This is a genomic window from Streptomyces sp. NPDC085596, from assembly GCF_044541565.1.
In the GTDB taxonomy this organism is placed as follows: domain Bacteria; phylum Actinomycetota; class Actinomycetes; order Streptomycetales; family Streptomycetaceae; genus Streptomyces.
In genome coordinates this window covers 557788-576704 of record NZ_JBITTC010000005.1, presented here as the reverse complement: position 1 = coordinate 576704, position 18917 = coordinate 557788, and the positions used below count along the sequence as shown (strand labels likewise).

The following is an 18917-nucleotide window of genomic DNA, read 5'->3' as shown; positions in this document are numbered from 1 at the left end:
GCTTTCCAGGTCTTCACTTCAGCGTTTCCGCTTCCGTGTTTCCCTTTCCGGCGGTTCCGACTCTATCAGATCCTTTCGGCGTCTGATTCCCAGTCAGAGGGGGTTGTCTTCCCGGCCCGCTGGGCCGTTCCGACGTCTCAAACTCTAGCCGATCAACCCCGGCAGTTCCTAATCGGGCTGCTGGTTCCCATTCGAATTGAATTCGGACGTGCCGAAAGCAATCCCAAGGGATGGTCGTACTGGTTGGTTTGAGGTGCCGCTCCAGGCGGCGAGGTGTTGCGGAGAACCGTTACGGCTCTGTGCAACCCGAAGAACTTTACGGACTCGCCAGGGGCGGGTCAAGCCCCCCTGTCAAGATTTTTTTCTGCGCCCCATCAGTCCAGGTCGGAGAGCCGGCCCTCGGCGTCGGGCTGGGCGTGCTCCACGCGGCGGAGGAGCCTGGTGAGCACCTCTCCCAGTACGGAACGCTCCCCGAAGGTGAGGTCCTGGAGCAGGTCCTCCTCGAAGACGGTGGCCATACGCATCGCCTCGAGCCACTTCTCGCGCCCGTCGGGAGTCAGCTCCACGATGACACGGACGCGGTTGGACTCGTCGCGCTCGCGGGTGACCAGGCCCTCGGTGACCATGCGGTCGATCCGGTGGGTCATGGCGGCCGGGGTGAGCCCGAGCCCCTTGGCCAATTCGCCGGGGCCCATCCGGTACGGGGCGCCGGAGAGCACCAGGGCCTTCAGCACCTCCCACTCGGCGTTGCTGATGCCCAGCTCGGCGGTCTGGCGGCCGTAGGCCACGTTCATCCGGCGGTTCAGCCGGGACAGCGCCGACACGATCTCCTCGACCTGGGGGTCGAGGTCCTGGAACTCGCGCTGGTAGGCGGCGATCTGTTCTTCGAGTGTCGGCTCCGGCACGCCGGCGTTGTCGGCCATGGCAAGGAGTATGGCACGGGGAGTCTTTGCCTTGAAGTCCTTCGACATGTAGTCTTTAGCTTCAAACTTTAGCTTTGAAGTCTTCACTCCTAACTTGTGGAAGAGGTGAACGTGACCAGGGCGATGGGGGCGGCGATGCCCCGCATCCACGTGGGCAACGCGCTCAGCGCGTTCGGGCTCGGCTTCACGGTCCCGTATCTGTACGTCTATGTGGCGCAGGTGCGAGGGCTGGGGGCCATGACGGCGGGACTCGTGCTCGCCGTCTTCGCCGTGGCGGCGCTCATCGCGCTGCCGTTCGCCGGGCGGGCGATCGTCCGGCGCGGTCCGTTGCCCGTCCTGCTCGCTGCCCTGGTCCTGTCCGCGCTCGGCGCCCTGGGCCTGGGGCTGGCGGGCAGCGCGGTGTCCGTGCTGGTGACCGCCGCCGCGCTCGGTGCCGGCCAGGCCGTCATGCAGCCCGCGCTGGCGACGATGATCGTGGACTGCTCGACCACCGCGACCCGGTCGCGGGCGTTCGCCATGCAGTTCTTCCTGCAGAACCTGGGGCTGGGCGTCGGCGGTCTCATAGGCGGCCACCTGGTCGACGCGAGCCGGGCCTCCTCCTTCACCGTGCTGTTCACCATCGAGGCCACGATCTTCCTGCTGCTCGCCGTGCTGATGGCGACGGTGCGGATGCCGCGTGCCCCGCGCATCACCGACCTGCCCTCCGGCGCGGGCAAGGGCGGCTGGCGGCAGCTGACGGGGAACCGGGCGATGGTGCAGCTGTGCCTGCTGGGCTTCGTGCTGTTCTTCGCCTGCTACGGACAGTTCGAGTCGGGCCTGAGCGCGTACGGCGTGGAGGCCGCCGGGATATCCACGTCCACGCTGGGCACCGCGCTCGCCGCCAACACGATGATGATCGTCGTGGCGCAGTTCGCCGTGCTGAAGCTGGTCGAGCGGCGGCGCCGCTCGCGGGTGATCGCGGTGGTCGGTCTGATCTGGACCGTCGCCTGGCTCGCGGCCGGGTACGCCGGGCTCGGGCATGGCAGCCGGGAGATGGCCACGGCCGCGTTCGTGTCGACGTACGCCCTGTTCGGGCTGGGTGAGGCGATGCTGTCGCCGACCGTGGCCCCGCTGGTCGCCGATCTGGCGCCGGAGGGCATGGCCGGGCAGTACAACTCCGCTTTCGCGCTGGTCAAGCAGTTGGCGCTGGCGGTCGGGCCGGCCATCGGCGGGCCGCTCGGGGCGTCGCTGCACGGGCCGTACATCGTGACGTTCCTGCTGTTCTCGGTGGCGATCAGCGTGCTGGCGCTGCGGCTGGGCCGGAGGCTGACGCCCGCCCAGGACCACCCGTGGGCCGCGGCGGCGAAGAGCCGGGTCGTGGCGCGGGGCGGTACGCCGGTGGAGTCGGTCAGCGCGTAGAGGTAAGCACCTGACACAAGGGCCGGGAGCACATCAGTGCTTCCGGCCCTTCGTCATGTCCGCCCCCTATACAGAGCTGGATACAGAGCTAGCGCTTCGGGAGCAGGAACTCGCACCAGACCGCCTTGCCGCCGCCCGGTGTGCGGCGGGAGCCCCAGTTGGAGGCGATGGTGGCGACGATGTCGATGCCGCGCCCGGACTCGTCGGCCGGGTCGGCGCGGCGGCGGCGCGGGAGGTGGTCGTCGCCGTCGGTGACCTCGATGGTCAGGCGGCGGTCGGTGCGGCGCAGCCTCAGTCGCATGGGCGGGGTGCCGTGCTGGAGGGAGTTGGCGACCAGCTCGCTGGTGGCCAGGACGCCGAGGTCGTGCAGTTCGGTGGGGAAGCGCCAGCTGGTGAGCACGCCGGAGGCGAAGGCGCGGGCGCGCGGCGCGGCCTCGACGCCGCCGAGGAGGTCCAGGGCCGCGTTGCGGAAGAGGTCGGCGGCGGGGCCGGTGCGGGCGGGGTGCTGGAGGACCAGGACGGCCACGTCGTCGTCGTGGTCGGCGGTGACGCCGGCCGAACGGACCAGGCGGTCGCAGACGACCTGAGGGGTGCCGGTGGCGCCGGAGAGGGCGCGGGCCAGGGCGGCGATGCCCTCGTCCAGGTCCTGGTCGCGCCGTTCGACCAGGCCGTCCGTATAGAGGACGGCCGTGGCGCCGGGGCCGAGGGGGACGGAGCCGGAGGAGTGCACCCAGCCGCCGGTGCCCAGCGGGGGGCCGGTCGGTTCGTCGGCGCGCAGGACCTCGCCGCTCTCGTCGCGGACAAGGATCGGCAGGTGTCCGGCGGAGGCATAGACGAGCCGGCCCTCGTTCGGGTCGTGGACGGCGTAGACGCAGGTGGCGATCTGGTTGGCGTCGATCTCCACGGCGAGGCCGTCGAGGAGCTGGAGGACCTCGTGCGGGGGGAGGTCGAGGCGGGCGTAGGCGCGGACGGCGGTGCGGAGCTGGCCCATGACGGCGGCGGCGCGCACGCCCCGGCCCATAACGTCGCCGATGACGAGGGCGGTACGGCCGCCGCCGAGGGTGATCACGTCGTACCAGTCGCCACCGACCGCGGCCTCGGTGCCGCCGGGCTGGTAGGTGGCGGCCACGCGCAGGTCGTCCGGCTCTTCGAGGTCCTGCGGGAGCAGGGAGCGCTGGAGGGTGACGGCGGTCTCGCGCTGGGTGCGCTCGCTGGCGCGCAGACGTTCGGCGGCCTCGGCGTGGTCGGTGACGTCGGTGGCGAAGACGAGTACGCCCGCGTCGCGGTCGCCGTGTCCGGTGACCGGGGTGCAGGTGAACGTGTACGAGCGGCCGTCGACGGCCTTGCGGGACTTCAGGGTGCGGGGTCTGCCGCTGCGCAGCACCTGGTCGAGGAGGGGGAGGAGGCCCAGCTCGGCGAGTTCGGGGAGGGTGTCGCGGGCCGGGGTGCCGGGCGGGCGGGGGCCGAAGGCGGCGGCGTAGGCGTCGTTGACGTGGGCGAGGCGGTGGTCGGGGCCGTGGACCAGGGCGACGAGTGCCGGGACGCGGTCGAGGACCTCGCGCGTGGGCAGTTCGTCGACGGCGGAGGCGGGGTGTCCGGCGCGGGCGGCGGGCACCGGGGTCTCGCTCCGCCGGTCCGGGGGGACCGTCTGCTCGGTCCGCGCTGCGGCGCGGCGCTGCGTTCCGGGGAGCCGGGCGCTCCAGCGCGTGAAGTTCACAGTGGGGAAAGCCTCGTGTGTGCTGAGGGCGGGCTGTTGCCCGTCCGAGGATGTGGAGCAGTCTGGCAGGTGGCCGTCCGCGGCGACATCCGTCAGACGCCCGTACGGGCCGGGGAGTTCCCGGCTCCGGTCAGGACGACCCCTTCGGGGGGTCCGGGGGCCGACGTGGGGGTTTTCCACCGGCCGCCAGTTCGAACTCGGCCCGTGGGTGTTCGAGTGAGCCGAGGGAGACGATCTCCCGTTTGAAGAGTCCGGCGAGGGTCCATTCGGCGAGCACGCGGGCCTTGCGGTTGAAGGTGGGCACGCGGCTGAGGTGGTAGGCGCGGTGCAGGAGCCAGGCGGGGCGGCCCTTGAGCCCGCGCCCGTACACCTGGGCGACGCCCTTGTGCAGGCCGAGGGAGGCGACGGAGCCGAGCTGCCGGTGGGTGTAGGTGCGCAGGGGTTCGCCGCGCAGGGTGTGCACGATGTTGTCGCCGAGGACCCTGGCCTGGCGCAGCGCGTGCTGGGCGTTGGGCGCGGTGGTGGCGCCGGGCCCGGTGGCGGTGACGTCGGGTACGGCGGCGGCGTCGCCCGCGGCCCAGGCGTGCTCGGTGCCCTCGACGGCGAGCTGGGCGGTGCAGCGGAGCCGTCCCCGCGCGTCGAGGGGCAGGTCGGTGGCGGCGAGCACCGGATGGGGTTTGACGCCGGCGGTCCAGACGACGGTGCGGGTGGGGAAGCGGCGGCCGTCGCTGAGGACGGCGACGCGGTCGGCGCAGGATTCCAGGCGGGTGTTCAGCAGCACCTGGATGTTGCGGCGGCGCAGCTGGGTGACGGTGTGGCGGCCCAGCTCGGGGCCGACCTCGGGCAGCACGCGGTCGGTGGCCTCCACCAGGACCCACTTCATGTCCTCGGGGCTGAGGTTGTGGTAGTAGCGGGCGGCGTAGCGGGCCATGTCCTCGAGTTCGCCGAGGGCCTCGACCCCGGCGTAGCCGCCGCCGACGAAGACGAAGGTGAGGGCGGCGTCGCGCAGCGCGGGGTCACGGGTGGAGGAGGCGATGTCCATCTGCTCGATGACGTGGTTGCGCAGTCCGATGGCCTCCTCGACGGTCTTGAAGCCGATGGCGTGCTCGGCGAGGCCGGGGACGGGCAGGGTGCGGGAGACGGAGCCGGGGGCGAGGACGAGTTCGTCGTAGCCGATGAGTTCGGCGGCGCGGCCGTGCTGTTCGGTGGCGAGGGTGGTGACGGCGGCGGTGCGTACGGCGTGGTCCACGGCGGTGACCTCGCCGATGACGACGCGGCACTCGGGCAGGACGCGGCGCAGGGGTACGACGACATGGCGCGGGGAGATCGAGCCGGCGGCCGCCTCGGGGAGGAACGGCTGGTAGGTCATATAGGGGTCGGGGCTGACCACGGTGATCTCGACGTCACCCCGTCTGAGCTGCCGTTTCAGTTTCCGCTGGAGACGCAGGGCGGTGTACATGCCGACGTAGCCACCGCCGACGACCAGAATGCGCGCGCGTTCCTTCACCATCCCATGACGCACCCGGCGCTGTTGTTTGTCCACAGCCTTGGCAATTTGTGTGACCGGAGGCCGGATGTGCGGGGGTACGGAATCCGGACATAAATGGCTCGTACTCCGATCGAGGGGCGCACTGTGCGGAACCTACCCCTTCTGAATTGACTCCCACTCAACTATGTTCGTGTGTCGACGGGGTGCGGGAGGGTCGTCGAGGGGGTCGCCGGGTGCGGGCCCGCTCAGGACCGGCGCCAGTTTTCCGCGCGCTTTCGGAATCAGTGGCGGGGAGAGTCTCCGGGGGGAGACGTCATTACCGGGGGAACACATGCATGTTCAGGACACGCACTGGTCAGCGGCGGCCCTCGCGTCGGCCGGTGGACGGACCGGCGGCGGGCGTTCGGCGCCGCTGCGGGTGGACGCGCAGCGCAATCTGGAGCACGTGCTGAGGGCAGCGCGCGAGGTGTTCGGCGAGCTGGGGTACGGCGCGCCGATGGAGGACGTGGCGCGGCGGGCGCGGGTCGGGGTCGGCACGGTGTACCGGCGTTTTCCCAGCAAGGACGTGCTGGTGCGGCGGATCGCCGAGGAGGAGACCGCGCGGCTGACCGAGCAGGCGCGGGCCGCGCTCGGGCAGGAGGACGAGCCGTGGTCGGCGCTCTCCCGCTTCCTGCGCACCTCGGTGGCGTCCGGCGCGGGCCGGCTGCTGCCGCCGCAGGTGCTGCGGGTGGGGGTCGCGGAAGAGGGCCCCGCACCCGTCGCCGAGGAGGCGCGGGTGCCGCAGCAGCGCTCCCAGGCGGGTGCCGGGGAGCTGCGGCTGGTCGACGGGGACCGCGCGGGCGGCGAGCCGGGTACGGCGGCGCTGCTGGACGTGGTCGGTCAGCTGGTGGAGCGGGCCCGTGCGGCCGGTGAGCTGCGGGCCGACGTATCGGTGTCGGACGTACTGCTGGTGATCGCCACGGCGGCGCCCGCGCTGCCGGACGCGGCGCAGCAGGCGGCCGCCTCCGCCCGGCTGCTGGACATTTTGCTGGAGGGGCTGCGGTCCCGGCCCGCATAGCGCGCGCCCGGCCCTCGGCACGCTGAACGCCGGTACGGGGCCCGCTTGTTCGGATCTGTTGCGGGCGGATGGTGAAACTTCCGCTCGGATGAGTGACGGGTCGGACGAGTGGACCGGCGGCGAAAGCGGGTATGGCACGCTGAGCCCGTAAAGGATTGGGCTGTGCCGGTGTCGGGGGCTTTACGCGATGGGCGTTGACGGGTGGGACGGCGCGCGCGCCGACAATGGCGGTGACGCGGAGGCGGGGGGACTGACCTCTCCGCAGGTGCCGAACCAGGGCGGCCGGGCCGCCTCGGGCGGGATCGAGCGGGCCGGGGCGAGCTTCCCGGCCCAGCGCGAGGGCAGTGCGCTGCCGCCCCCGCCGGACGCGCCCCCGGCGGACGGCGAGCTGATCGAGCGGATGCGCGCCGGGGACGACTCGGCGTACGAGGAGCTGTACCGGCGGCACGCGGACGCGGTGCGGCGCTACGCGCGTACCTGCTGCCGGGACGGGCACACCGCCGACGACCTGACGGCCGAGGTGTTCGCGCGCATGCTCCAGGCGGTGCGCGGCGGTTCGGGTCCCGAGTACGCGGTGCGCGCCTATCTGCTGACCTCGGTACGCCGGGTCGCCGCGCACTGGACACAGTCCGCCAAGCGCGAGCACCTCGTCGACGACTTCGCGGTGTTCGCCCAACAGGCGTCCAGAGCCGCCGAGGTGGCCGACGACACCGGGCCCCTGGGTGCCTTCGGCGCCGATCTGGGTGCTGACGTACGCGCGATGCACGAGGCCGAACAGACCCTGGCCATGCAGGCGTTCCGCTCGCTGCCCGAGCGCTGGCAGGCGGTGCTCTGGCACACCGAGGTGGAGGACGAGTCGCCCAGCGAGGTGGCCGTGCTGTTCGGTCTGGACGCCAACGGCACCCGTGTCCTGGCCAGCCGGGCCCGCGAGGGACTGAAGCAGGCGTACCTCCAGGCGCACGTCAGCGCGACCCTGGTGAACGACGAGGAGTGCGCGCGCTACGCCGACCAGCTCGGGGGCTACGCGCGTCGCAAGCTGCGCGTCCGGGCGGAACGCGGGCTGCGCAAGCATCTGGAGGAGTGCGCCAAGTGCCGTCTGGCGGCCGCGCAGATCGAGGAGGTGGCCGGGGGTATTCCGGCCGTCGTCCCGATCGCGGTCATCGGCTGGTTCGGCGCCGCCGGGTACGCCAAGGCGCTCGGTGTCATCGCCGGTGGCGCGGGCGTGGGCGCCGCGGGTGCCGCGGCCGCCGCGACCGGGTCCACCGGTGGGGCGGCGGGCGGCGGCGCGGCCTCGGAGGGGCTGGGCGCGCCGGTGAAGGCGGGGATCGCCACCGGTGTGGTCGCGGTGGCCGCCGCTGTCGTGGCCCTGGCACTGGTGAACGACAGCCGGCCGGCCAAGGAGATCGCCGAGCCGTCGCCGTCCGCGCCGGTGATCCAGCAGACCCCGCCGCCCGCGCCCCCGCCGGCCAAGAAGCAGGAGCCCGCGCCGAAGCCGCCCGCTCCGTCCGCCCCCGCACCCGCCGTCCCGGTGGCGGAGAAGCCGGCACCGGAGCCCAAGCCCACCCCGAAGCCGACGCCCAAGCCCAAGCCGACTCCGAAGCCGACCCCCAAGCCCAAACCGACCCCGACCCCGACCCCGACGCCCACCCCCACACCCCCGAAGCCGAAGCCGACCCCTCCTCCGGCACCGACCCCTCCGCCCCCGCCCCCGCCCGCTCCGAAGGTCTACGAGATGAGCGAGCTGAGCTACGACCTCACCGGCGACGGCAGCGAGCCCGAGGTGCGGCTCGGCGAGAGCAGCTGGGTGTGGCAGCGGTACGGCATGTCGATCGGCGGTGAGCGCTACTCCCCCGGTGTCACGGTGCGCGGCGACTCCTCCGTGACCGTCGACCTCAACCGCGAGTGCACGGCCTACGACGCGGTGGTCGGCGTGGACGACATGACGCTGGGCCTCGGCAAGGTCGCCTTCGCGGTGTACGCGGACGGCGTCCGGCTCTGGCAGTCCGGCACGGTCTCGGGCGGCGACCCGGCGGTACCGGTCCATGTGAACCTGGCCGGGCGGAAGACGGTGCGCCTGGTGGTGGAGCCCCGGGGTACGTCCTTCGACCAGTCGGCCCTGGCGGACTGGGCCAAGTCCCGCTTCTCCTGCGGCTAACTCGGCCGCGCACCGGCCCGCAGGGCCCCCCGCTGCGGGGCGATGCCCGACGGGACGGCGCGGGCGCGGCCCGGGGTGCCGGTCCAGCAGGTGCCCCGGCGGGCCAGGAGGCGGCCCAGCCAGATTTCCAGGGAGACGAGTTCGGCGAGGCCGTCCAGCGGGAGGGGTTCGCCGGAGGCGGCTTCCCGGAGGGCCTTGCGGACCACGCGGGCCTCGACCAGACCGGCGTCCGCGAGCAGCGGGGTGCCGAAGAGGTCGACCAGGGAGTCGGCGGCCAGGCGCAGGCCCGCCCGGGCGGCGGCGGCCGAGGACGCGTGGGAGGGGGTGCCCCAGCCGGGCGGCAGGTCGGTGACCCCGGCGCCCTCCAGCACCGTGCGCAGTACGGCGGAGCGGGCGCCGGGTTTGACGCGCAGGGCCTCGGGGAGGTCGCGGCAGGCGCGGACGACCTGGTTGTCGAGGAAGGGGGCGTGCAGCCGCTGGGAGCGGACCTCGGCGGCCTGTTCGAGGACGCGGAGGTCGGCCGCGTGCCGGGCGAGGACGGTACGGGCGCGGAACTCGCCGGGTCTCTGTCCGGGCCCGCCGGCGGCCCGGTCGGCCCCGGTCTGGAGCAGAACCGATACTTCGGCCAGTGCCTCCCCCGTGAGCCACCGGGCGGCCGGTCCGGGTCTCGCCCAGGTCAGCGCGGCGAGCGAGGCGCCGACCGGCCCCTTGGGCTCGTCGAACCGCCGCCGCATCAGCCGCTCGGCCAGCGCCTCGAGCCCGGTGCGGTACGGGGTACGGGACAGCCGCCGGGCGGCGCCGTACACGCGGGCGGGGACCAGGACCGAGCCGTCGGCGCGGGTGAGGGCGGCGACCGGGCGGACCAGGTGGCGCCGCTGACGGTCCAGCAGCAGATCGGCCAGGCGGGCCGGGTGAGCGTCCAGCACCTGGCGGGCGCCATGGCCGGTGAAGTGGTCGGCGCTGCCCGCCGCGAGCCGGGCGCGGTGCCGGGCGGCGGTGACCAGGGAGGGGCCGGGCTCGTCGGTGAGGGGGCCTTCGAGGTCGGCGTACGGGAGCGTGTCCTCGGCGCCGGTGACCACCACGTGGTGCAGGCGGGGGTTGGCCGCGAGGGCGCCCGCGCGTTCCACCTCTGCCTCGCGGCCGCCGACGGCCAGGTCGTTGAAGGTGACGGCGAGCAGCCGCTCGCCCGCGCCGGTGCCGTGTCCGAGGAGGGTGCCGGGTCTGCCGGGCAGCCCGGCGGCGAGCAGGGCCAGGGTGCCGGAGGCGGGGCCGCCGGAGAGGTCGGCGCCGATGCCGGGCACCGGCATGCCGCGTGCCGCCCGGCGTTCGGCCGGCCCCATGCCGGGCACCGGGCCGGGGTCGAGTCCGGGGACGTGCCGGGGTGCGGCGAGCCGGACCCGTACGGCTTCCACCAGGGCGTCCCGTACGGCGTCCACCGCGCGGTCGGGGTCGGCGGGGGGTGCGGCCACGGCGAGGGAGGCGACCGGCTCGTAGCCGACGATCTCGCGCGCTCCGGCGCGCAGCACGAGCGCGTGGCCCGGCGCGACGCGGCGCACGCCCTCGTAGGGGGTGGTGTCGCGCAGGGCGGCCGGTACCTCGGGGGCGGCGAGGAGGGCGGCGAGGTGGCCGAAGTCGAGGTTGGCCTCGGTGAGGTCGGCGAGCGGGAGGGCGGCGGTGGCGAAGGCGGTGCCGCCGTCCCAGGGGGCGTGGAAGACCGGGCGGGCGCCCGCGAGGTCGCCGCAGACCGTGATGCGACGGCCGGCCTGGACGACGGCGGTGTAGCTGCCCGGCCAGGCGGTGAGATGGCGCAGGGCGCCGCCGCGCGCGGTGAACAGTCCGCGCCGCAGCTCCTCGTCGGAGGCGCCGCAGATGCCGAGGACGGCGATGCGGCTCTGCGCGTCGGCGTGGACCACGCGGACCTCGTCGGGGCGCCAGTCGCCCACGGCCCACAGCGGGTCGGGGTCGCCCCACAGGAGGTGGGAGCCGACGGGGCGCAGGGTCTCGCCCTCGTACCCGGTGGCGCCCGCGGAGTCGGCGCCGAGGGCGCGCGCGGCGGTGCTGCTCCACCCCACCAACCACCGCATCGACGCCTCCACAGGCTGTGGACCACCAGTGCACCGCACGAACCGGACCCATGCTGCCATGAAGAACGCGCCGGGGAAGGGTGGTGGCGCCGCCTTCGATCGAGGGAAATCAGCAGGAAACACGGTGGGACCCGACGCGCCGCCGGGATACGGCAGGGCGCGGCGGGCAGGATGAACTCCCGCGCCGCCCGCGGAGGATGAAGAAAGGCCGGGAAGCGGGAGCGATGCGAATGCGCCCCGCTTCACTCCCCCGGAACGCCCTTCGCGCCCTCAAGTGCCATGGTGGGAACGGGAATGATGGAAGCAGAACGACGGCTGTTTTCGGCCAAATTGGCGACCGGGCACGGGATTTGAGCACGCTCCGTACAGGCCCTGCGGAGCGCACGGCGGTCCGGCGAGCGCGCACGGCCCGGGAGGCGGACGTCGCCTCCCGGACCGGTCCGCCACCCGCGGGGATGTAGGTGGCGGCGTCCCCCAGCCCACTGGACGCAAGTACAGCGGGCCGACCCACGCAGAGCCATGGAACCGCTCCCCCGGTGGCCGGAGAAGAGCGCACGGACAGGCGCACGGCCACACGCGCGGGGGCACGCCGCGACGTTCCGTGCACGGTGCGTACAGGGCCGTACTCCCGTACGGACCGCAATCACGCCATCCGGAACAATGCCCCTTAACGCTTGGGATGCGGCGAACTACGCTGTGTTTACGAATGCCGCGTGGTTATGCCAGCGGGGCAGCCGTCTGTGTCGAGGGGTGGCGCATGTCCAGGGAGCAACGCGGGCCGAACGAGAAACTCGGCACCGTTCTCGCCCTCGCGGGAATCAGCAACGCGGGCCTCGCGCGCCGTGTCAACGACCTGGGCGCGCAGCGAGGTCTGACGCTTCGGTACGACAAGACCTCGGTCGCGCGCTGGGTGTCGAAGGGGATGGTGCCGCAGGGTGCGGCGCCGCATCTGATCGCGGCCGCGATCGGGCAGAAGCTCGGCCGGCCGGTGCCGCTGCACGAGATCGGCCTCGCCGACGCCGACCCCGCGCCCGAGGTGGGTCTCGCCTTCCCCAGGGACGTGGGGCAGGCGGTGCGCTCGGCGACCGACCTGTACCGCCTCGACCTGGCCGGACGCCGTGCCGGGTCCGGCGGGATCTGGCAGTCGCTGGCCGGGTCGTTCGCCGTGAGCGCCTACGCGACGCCCGCTTCCCGATGGCTGATAACCCCCGCCGACAGTTCGGTCGAGCGGGAGGCGAACTCCGCCGAGGGCGCCGCCGCACCGATCAAAGTCGGCCACAGCGATGTGCGCAAGCTCCGGGAGGCCGCCGAGGACGCCCGGCGCTGGGACTCCAAGTACGGGGGCGGTGACTGGCGTTCGTCCATGGTGCCGGAGTGCCTGCGGGTGGAGGCGGCCCCGCTGCTGCTCGGCTCCTACTCCGACGAAGTGGGCCGCGCCCTCTTCGGCGCGGGCGCCGAACTGACCCGGCTGGCGGGCTGGATGGCCTTCGACACCGGCCAGCAGGAGGCGGCCCAGCGGTACTACATCCAGGCGCTCCGGCTGGCCCGCGCGGCGGCCGACGTCCCGCTCGGCGGCTATGTGCTCGCCTCGATGTCCCTCCAGGCGACCTACCGGGGCTTCGGCGACGAGGGCGTGGACCTGGCGCAGGCCGCCCTGGAGCGGAACCGGGGGCTAGCCACCGCGCGCACGATGAGCTTCTTCCGGCTGGTCGAGGCGAGGGCGCACGCGCGCGCGGGTGACGCGCACGCGGCCGGCGCCGCCCTGAAGTCGTCCGAGGGCTGGCTGGAGCGGTCCAGGGAGGGCGACAGCGACCCCTCCTGGCTCGGCTTCTACGGCTACGACCGCTTCGCCGCCGACGCCGCCGAGTGCTACCGCGATCTCAAGGCACCCCGCCAGGTGCGCCGCTTCACCGAGCAGGCGCTGTCCCAGCCGACCGAGGAGTTCGTGCGCTCGCACGGGCTGCGCCTGGTGGTCTCGGCGGTGGCCGAGCTGGAGTCGGGCAACCTGGACGCGGCCTGCGAGCAGGGCGTACGGGCGGTCGAGGTGGCCGGCCGCATCTCCTCCGCGCGCACCACCGAGTACGTCAAGGACCTCCTGCACCGGCTGGAGCCCTATGGGGACGAGCCCCGGGTGGTGGAGCTGCGCGAGCGGGCCCGCCCGCTGCTGATGGCTCCGGCCTAGAAGGCACGAGGCTGCTGCCGCGCGGTTTGAAGGCGTTGTCAGTGGCGCAGTGCACTATCGAGGTCGGGAGGTGGTGCAGGTGCGGGCGGACGCGTACGACTGCGATGTGCTGGTGGTCGGTGGCGGCATCGTCGGGCTGTCGACGGCGTACGCCCTCACGCGCGCCGCGCCCGGCACGCGGGTCACCGTGCTGGAGAAGGAGCCCGGCCCGGCCCGCCACCAGACGGGCCGCAACAGCGGAGTGGTCCACAGCGGCATCTACTACCGGCCGGGCTCGCTCAAGGCCCGGTACGCGGTGCGCGGGGCCGCCGAGATGATCAAGTTCTGCGCGGAGTACGGCATCGACCACTCCGTCACCGGCAAGCTGATCGTCGCCACCGACCGCGCCGAGCTGCCCCGGCTGCACGCCCTGGTGCAGCGCGGCCGGGAGAACGGCATCCCGGTCCGCGAGCTGGGCGGCGCCCAGATCGCCGAGTACGAGCCGGAGGTGCGCGGCCTGGCCGCGATCCACGTCGGCACGACCGGCGTCTGCGACTTCACGGCCGTCGCCCGCCAGCTGGCCCGCGCCTCCGGCGCCGAGATCCGGTACGGCTCGCGGGTCGTCCGGGTGGAAAGGCGCCCCGAGCGGGGCGTGGCGGTGCTGACCTCGGCCGGCCAGGTGGTCCGCGCCCGCGTCCTGGTGAACTGCGCGGGGCTGTACTGCGACGAGCTGGCCCTCCTCACCGGCGACGAGCCGGGCGTGCGGATCGTGCCGTTCCGGGGTGAGTACTACGAGCTGGCCCGGCCGGAGCTGGTGCGCGGCCTGGTCTATCCGGTGCCCGACCCGGCGTTCCCCTTCCTCGGCGTCCATCTGACCAAGGGCCTCGACGGGGGCGTGCACGTCGGCCCCAACGCGGTCCCGGCGCTGGCCCGCGAGGGGTACGGCTGGGGCGTGGTCCGCCCGCGCGAGCTGGCGGGCACGGCGAGCTGGCCCGGCGCGTGGGCCCTGGCCCGCAGGCACTGGCGGTACGGCGCGGGCGAGCTGCGCCGGTCGGTGTCCAAGGCGGCGTTCCTGGACGCGGTGCGCCGTCTGGTGCCCGGTGTGGAGGAGCGGGACCTGGTGCGGGCGCCGGCCGGGGTGCGGGCGCAGGCGGTGACGCGGGACGGGACGCTGGTCGACGACTTCCTCATCCGCGAGGGCCCGCGCGCGGTGCACGTGCTGAACGCGCCGTCCCCGGCGGCCACGGCGTCCCTCCCGATCGGCCGGGAGGTGAGCCGCCGCACGCTGGACATGCTGGGGGCGCTGTGAGGGGCCCCGTGACCGACCGCACCCCCGCCGCCGACAGGGGCCCGCTCCTCGGAGCGCCTAAAATCGGAGCCACTGTGTCTGACTCCGTGAACACCCCCGAAGCCACCGCCGAAGCCGCGCCGCCTACCTCGGCGCCCGGACCGTCCGCCCGGACCTCCCGGAGCAAGGGCGAGCCCCGGTTCCCGGACGGTCCTCGGCCCGACCCGGCCGGATCGCACTTCGAGCGGCGCATCCGCAGCTTCCAGCCCCGGCGCAGCCGGGTCACCACCGGTCAGGCCGACGCGCTGGCCCGGCTGTGGGCCCAGTGGGGGCTGGACATCGACGGGCAGCGGGTCATCGACCTCGCGGAGCTGTTCGGCAACGCGAACCCGGTCGTGCTGGAGATCGGCTTCGGCATGGGCGAGGCCACCGCGCAGATGGCGGCGGCCGCCCCGGACACCAACATCCTCGCCGTCGACGTGCACACCCCCGGCCAGGGCAATCTGCTGAACCTCGCCGAGCAGGGCGGCCTGTCCAACGTCCGCGTCGGCAACGGCGACGCGATCATCCTGCTGCGGGAGATGCTCACCCCCGACTCCCTCGACGGGCTCCGCGTCTACTTCCCCGACCCCTGGCCGAAGAAGCGGCACCACAAGCGGCGGCTGATCCAGCCCGAGTTCCTGAGCCTGGCTGCGACCCGGCTGGCGCCCGGCGCGATCGTGCACTGCGCGACGGACTGGGAGCCGTACGCCGAGCAGATGCTGGAGGTGCTCGACGCGCATCCGGACTTCGAGAACACCCGCGCGGACGGCGGCTTCGCACCGCGCCCCGGGTTCCGGCCGCTGACCCGGTTCGAGGGCCAGGGGCTGGACAAGGGGCATGTGGTGAACGACCTGCTGTTCCGCCGCGTACCGCACGCGAACCCGTAGCTCCGCGGGCCGTAAAGCCCGAGGCCGTCCGGCCCGGTCACCGTTAGGGTCGATGCTGTGGCCATCAGTTCCGCGTACCCGCCCCACACCGACGGCCCCCGGCCGCCCTGGTGGCGGCGGGAGTGGGTGCGTCACGGGGCGCTGATCGCGCTGCTGGCGCTGTCCGGGCTGGTGATCCTGGCGCTGGTGCGCCGGCAGACCGGTACGGAGGGCTTCCTCGTCGGGCTGGGGCTGGCCGTGGTGCCGGTGCCCTGGCTGGTAGCCGCGTTCCGCTGGCTGGACCGGGTACGGCCCGGGCCCTGGCGGAACCTGGTGTTCGCGTTCGCGTGGGGCGCCTGCGCGGCGGCGCTGATCGCCATCGTCGCCAACAGCTTCGCCACCCACTGGATCGCCACCGCCACCGCGGACCCGTCGGGCGCCGACACGCTCGCCGCGACGGTGATAGCGCCGGTGGTGGAGGAGTCCGCGAAGGCGGCCGCCGTACTGCTGGTGTTCGTGTTCCGCAGACGGGACTTCACCGGGCTGGTCGGCGGCGCCGCGATAGCCGGGGTGACCGCGACCGGGTTCGCGTTCACCGAGAACATCCTCTATCTGGGCAACGCCTTCGGCACCGACCAGTCCATCGGCACCTCGGGCATCGTCTCCGTGACGGCCGCGACGTTCTTCGTACGCGGGGTGATGTCGCCGTTCGCGCATCCCCTGTTCACCGTGCTCACCGGCATCGGCTTCGGCCTGGCCGCGCTGCCCGGCCGACGCCGGCGGCCGGTGCTGCGGGTGCTCTTCCCGGTGGGCGGGCTGCTCCTCGCCATGGGCATGCACGCCCTGTGGAACGGCTCGGCCGCCTTCGGCCAGTTCGGCTTCCTCGTCGTCTACGGCGGTTTCATGGCCCCCGCCTTCGGCCTGCTGGCCTGGCTGCTGATCCGGTCCCGGCAGCGCGAACTGCGCGTGGCCCGCGAGGAACTGCCCGTCTACGTCTACGCCGGGTGGCTCGGCCCCGCCGAACCCTTCGCCCTCGGCTCGCTGCGCGCCCGCCGCCTGGCCCGCGACCACGCCCGCCGCTGCTTCGGCGGACGCCCGGCCGCGCGCGCCGTGGTCCGCTACGAGAGCGACGCCACCGAACTGGCCCTCCTGCGCCACCGCGCCCGCGCCGGCCGCGTCGGCACCGAGTTCGCCGCACGGGAACGCGAACTGCTGGCCGCGCTGTGGCAGCGCCGGCACTCCTCCCGCCCGGCCCTGGAGTACGCGGCCCGCGTCACGGCCCCGCCGCCGTCCCCGGTCCCGTACTGGCAGCGGTACGGCCACCCGGCCCCGCCGTACGCGGGCTACAACCCGTACCGCACGTAGGGAGTCGGGGACGGTAGCGCTTCAGGGGCGGGGGCCGGTAAGGCATCCCGGCGGCGAGTGCCCACCCGAGGGGCGCACCCCGTCCAGCCTCAGGCCGACGCCTCCGTCAACCGGTCCAGCTCCGCCTGAGTCAGCGTCAGCTCGGCCACGTCCACGAGGGCCGGGAGCTGGTCGACCGTGCGGGCCGAGGCGATGGGGGCGGCGACCGTGGGCTGGGCGGCGAGCCAGGCGAGGGCGACGGTGGCGACGGCGGTGTCGTGGGCGGCGGCGACCTCGTCCAGCGCCGCCAGGACCTTCTGGCCGCGCTCGGAGTCGAGGTGCTTGGCGGCCGAGCCGGCGCGGGCGCTGTCGACCGTCGTACCGGGCCGGTACTTGCCGGTGAGGAAGCCGGAGGCGAGCGCGAAGTACGGGACGGCCGACAGGCCCTCGCGGGCGGCGACGTCCTGGAGCGGGCCCTCGTAGGTGTCGCGGGAGACCAGGTTGTAGTGGGGCTGGAGGGCGACATAGCGGGCCAGGCCCGCACGGTCGGAGAAGTCCAGGGACTCCTTCAGCCGCTCGGCGCTGATGTTGGAGGCGCCGATGTAGCGGACCTTGCCCGCCCGCACCAGCTCGTCCAGCGCGCCGATGATCTCCTCGACCGGCACCTCGGGCTGGTCGAAGTGGGTGTAGTAGAGGTCGATGTGGTCGGTGCCCAGGCGGCGCAGGGAGGCGTCGGCGGCGGCCTTGATGTTGGCGGCGCCCAGGCCCTTGTAGTCGGGGTGCTGGCTGACCTTGGTGGCGATGACGACCCGGTCGCGGGCACCGCGCGCCCGCATCCACTCACCGATGAGCGTCTCGGACTCGCCGCCCTTGTTGCCCTCGACCCAGGCCGAGTAGGCGTCGGCGGTGTCGATGAAGTTGCCGCCCGCGGCGAGGTAGGCGTCGAGGACGGCGAAGGACGTGTCCCGGTCGGCGGTCCAGCCGAAGACGTTGCCGCCGAGGGCGAGCGGGAAGACCTCGAGGGAGGAGGAGCCGAGTTTGCGCAGAGAAGCAGTCATGTCTCTTCTCAACGATCACTCGGGTCCCGCCCATTCCGGTTCCGGGCAAGGACCCGGTCAAACTCCGGCCGGGTACCTCAGGGGGTGAGGCCCTTGCCGCGCAGCCAGGCGCCGGGGTCGATGCCGGTGGGCTGGCCGCCGGGGTGGACCTCCAGGTGGAGGTGCGCGCCGGTGACGTTGCCGGTGGCGCCGACGCGGCCGATGACCTCGCCGGTGGAGACCTTCTGACCGGTGCTGACGTTGATCGAGGACTGGTGGCAGAACCAGAGCTCGGTGCCGTCGTCGAGGGTGAGGATCGTGCGGTAGCCGTACGCCCCGGCCCAGCCGGCCTCGGTGATCGTGCCGCTGTGGATCGCCTTGATCAGCGTGCCGGTGGGCGCGGCGAAGTCGAGACCGGTGTGGTACCCGGAGGACCACAGCGCCCCGGCCTGCCCGAAGGTCGAGGTGATCGTGTACGAGGAGGTCGGCAGCGTGTACTGCTTGGCCAGCGTGGCCAGGCGGGCCGCCTCGGCCTTCTGCTCGGCGTCGGCCTCCGCCTTCTCCTTGGCCTCGGCGGCCTTCGTGGCGGCTTCCTTCGCGGCCTTGGCGGCGGCGTCGGCGGCCTGCTGGTCGGCCTTGGCGACGGCGGCGGCGGTGGCGCGGCTGTCGGCCTTGCTCTGCTGCCGCTCGGCCTGGGCCATGATCCGGCTGCGCAGCGCCTCGCCCGCGTCGGAGGCGGAGTCGTCACTGGCGGCGGTGGCCGTGGCGGTGGCGACGCCGGTGAGGGAGGCGGCGGGCGCGTCCGTGTGGTGCCCGTCGATCAGGGAGTCCACGGAGGGCAGGTCGGGCAGGGCGATGGACACGGGCGGCTTGCCGGTGTTGGCGCTGGCCATGCCGCCCGCGCCGACGGCGGCGATGACGCCGACGCCGAGGACGGTGGAGCTGCGGGCGAGTCCGCCGCCGCGCTGCTTGGCCACCCGGTGGCGGCCGCGTACGGCAGGACCGAGGGAAACGGACTCCTCGGTGGGGTTCCACTCCTCCCACGCGCCGTCTTCGGCACGGGGGGCGCCGTAGGCGAAGGGTTCACTCGCGTCCGGCGCGAACGGGGCTTGTGGGGCAGGCCGGTTGGACGCCACGCGGGCGCACTCCTCTCCTCCTCCGCCTACCGGGTTAGCTGACGGGTTCGGAGCAGGAAGGTCTCCTACGCGCGTAAACCCGGCGTGCTCCGAGAGCGGTGCACGGCGGATCGGGCGCGATTCACCCCAAGTTGGTGGGTCCCCGGTTCCCTCGCGGGATTCGGCGTGTGCGCACGGCGCCGTCTCTGCTGACGGCTGTAACGACCGCGCTGCGTTATCG

General features: G+C 73.6%; 13 protein-coding genes and 1 riboswitch. Of the genes, 7 read left to right on the top strand and 6 right to left on the bottom strand.

The window, feature by feature from the left end; translation table 11 throughout:
- Window positions 1-374: 374 nt before the first annotated feature.
- Window positions 375-923 carry a MarR family winged helix-turn-helix transcriptional regulator gene (locus tag ACIGA3_RS18745; RefSeq protein WP_399716639.1) on the bottom strand — a complete coding sequence of 183 codons (549 nt, stop codon included), beginning with the start codon at window positions 921-923 and terminating at the stop codon, window positions 375-377.
- A 135-nt stretch (window positions 924-1058) separates the two neighbouring features.
- On the opposite strand from ACIGA3_RS18745, the gene ACIGA3_RS18740 reads away from it, so the two are divergent.
- Complete coding sequence (locus tag ACIGA3_RS18740) at window positions 1059-2321, top strand: MFS transporter (protein ID WP_399716693.1); 1263 nt, start codon at window positions 1059-1061, stop codon at window positions 2319-2321.
- 88 nt (window positions 2322-2409) lie between these two features.
- Here ACIGA3_RS18740 and ACIGA3_RS18735 read toward each other — a convergent pair whose 3' ends face one another.
- Together ACIGA3_RS18735 and ACIGA3_RS18730 are read right to left on the bottom strand one after the other, a co-directional pair.
- A complete protein-coding gene (locus tag ACIGA3_RS18735; protein ID WP_399716636.1) occupies window positions 2410-4038 on the bottom strand; it encodes a SpoIIE family protein phosphatase in 1629 nt (542 codons plus the stop codon).
- 130 nt (window positions 4039-4168) lie between these two features.
- Window positions 4169-5548, bottom strand: a complete 1380-nt coding sequence (locus ACIGA3_RS18730) for an NAD(P)/FAD-dependent oxidoreductase (RefSeq protein ID WP_399716634.1) — start codon at window positions 5546-5548, stop codon at window positions 4169-4171.
- Between the two features lie 310 nt (window positions 5549-5858).
- Here ACIGA3_RS18730 and ACIGA3_RS18725 point away from each other — a divergent pair, with 310 nt between their 5' ends.
- Together ACIGA3_RS18725 and ACIGA3_RS18720 are read left to right on the top strand one after the other, a co-directional pair.
- Window positions 5859-6584, top strand: a complete 726-nt coding sequence (locus tag ACIGA3_RS18725; protein ID WP_399716632.1) for a TetR/AcrR family transcriptional regulator — start codon at window positions 5859-5861, stop codon at window positions 6582-6584.
- Between the two features lie 187 nt (window positions 6585-6771).
- The gene (locus ACIGA3_RS18720; protein ID WP_399716629.1) at window positions 6772-8739 is read left to right on the top strand and encodes a sigma-70 family RNA polymerase sigma factor; all 1968 of its coding nucleotides are present in this window, start codon (window positions 6772-6774) and stop codon (window positions 8737-8739) included.
- Here ACIGA3_RS18720 and ACIGA3_RS18715 read toward each other — a convergent pair.
- Complete coding sequence (locus tag ACIGA3_RS18715; RefSeq protein WP_399716626.1) at window positions 8736-10823, bottom strand: asparagine synthase-related protein; 2088 nt, start codon at window positions 10821-10823, stop codon at window positions 8736-8738. The genes ACIGA3_RS18720 and ACIGA3_RS18715 overlap by 4 nt on opposite strands.
- Before the next feature lie 757 nt (window positions 10824-11580).
- On the opposite strand from ACIGA3_RS18715, the gene ACIGA3_RS18710 reads away from it, so the two are divergent.
- The 4 genes from ACIGA3_RS18710 (at window position 11581) to ACIGA3_RS18695 (ending at window position 16545) form a co-directional block, all read left to right on the top strand.
- The gene (locus ACIGA3_RS18710; protein ID WP_399716623.1) at window positions 11581-13005 is read left to right on the top strand and encodes an MFS transporter; all 1425 of its coding nucleotides are present in this window, start codon (window positions 11581-11583) and stop codon (window positions 13003-13005) included.
- A 70-nt stretch (window positions 13006-13075) separates the two neighbouring features.
- A complete protein-coding gene (gene lhgO / locus ACIGA3_RS18705; protein ID WP_399716691.1) occupies window positions 13076-14293 on the top strand; it encodes an L-2-hydroxyglutarate oxidase in 1218 nt (405 codons plus the stop codon).
- A gap of 74 nt (window positions 14294-14367) precedes the next feature.
- Window positions 14368-15201 carry a tRNA (guanosine(46)-N7)-methyltransferase TrmB gene (gene trmB, locus ACIGA3_RS18700; RefSeq protein WP_399716622.1) on the top strand — a complete coding sequence of 278 codons (834 nt, stop codon included), beginning with the start codon at window positions 14368-14370 and terminating at the stop codon, window positions 15199-15201.
- A gap of 57 nt (window positions 15202-15258) precedes the next feature.
- Entirely contained in the window at window positions 15259-16545 is a 1287-nt protein-coding gene (locus tag ACIGA3_RS18695; protein ID WP_399716619.1) for a PrsW family intramembrane metalloprotease, read from the top strand.
- Window positions 16546-16634: 89 nt separating this feature from the next.
- On the opposite strand, the gene ACIGA3_RS18690 is transcribed toward ACIGA3_RS18695, so the two are convergent.
- On the bottom strand, window positions 16635-17582 hold the full coding sequence (locus ACIGA3_RS18690; RefSeq protein WP_399716616.1) for an aldo/keto reductase: 948 nt from the start codon (window positions 17580-17582) through the stop codon (window positions 16635-16637).
- 77 nt (window positions 17583-17659) lie between these two features.
- On the bottom strand, window positions 17660-18697 hold the full coding sequence (locus tag ACIGA3_RS18685) for a M23 family metallopeptidase (protein ID WP_399716613.1): 1038 nt from the start codon (window positions 18695-18697) through the stop codon (window positions 17660-17662).
- 7 nt (window positions 18698-18704) lie between these two features.
- A riboswitch (cyclic di-AMP (ydaO/yuaA leader) is annotated at window positions 18705-18873 on the bottom strand.
- Window positions 18874-18917: the final 44 nt, after the last annotated feature.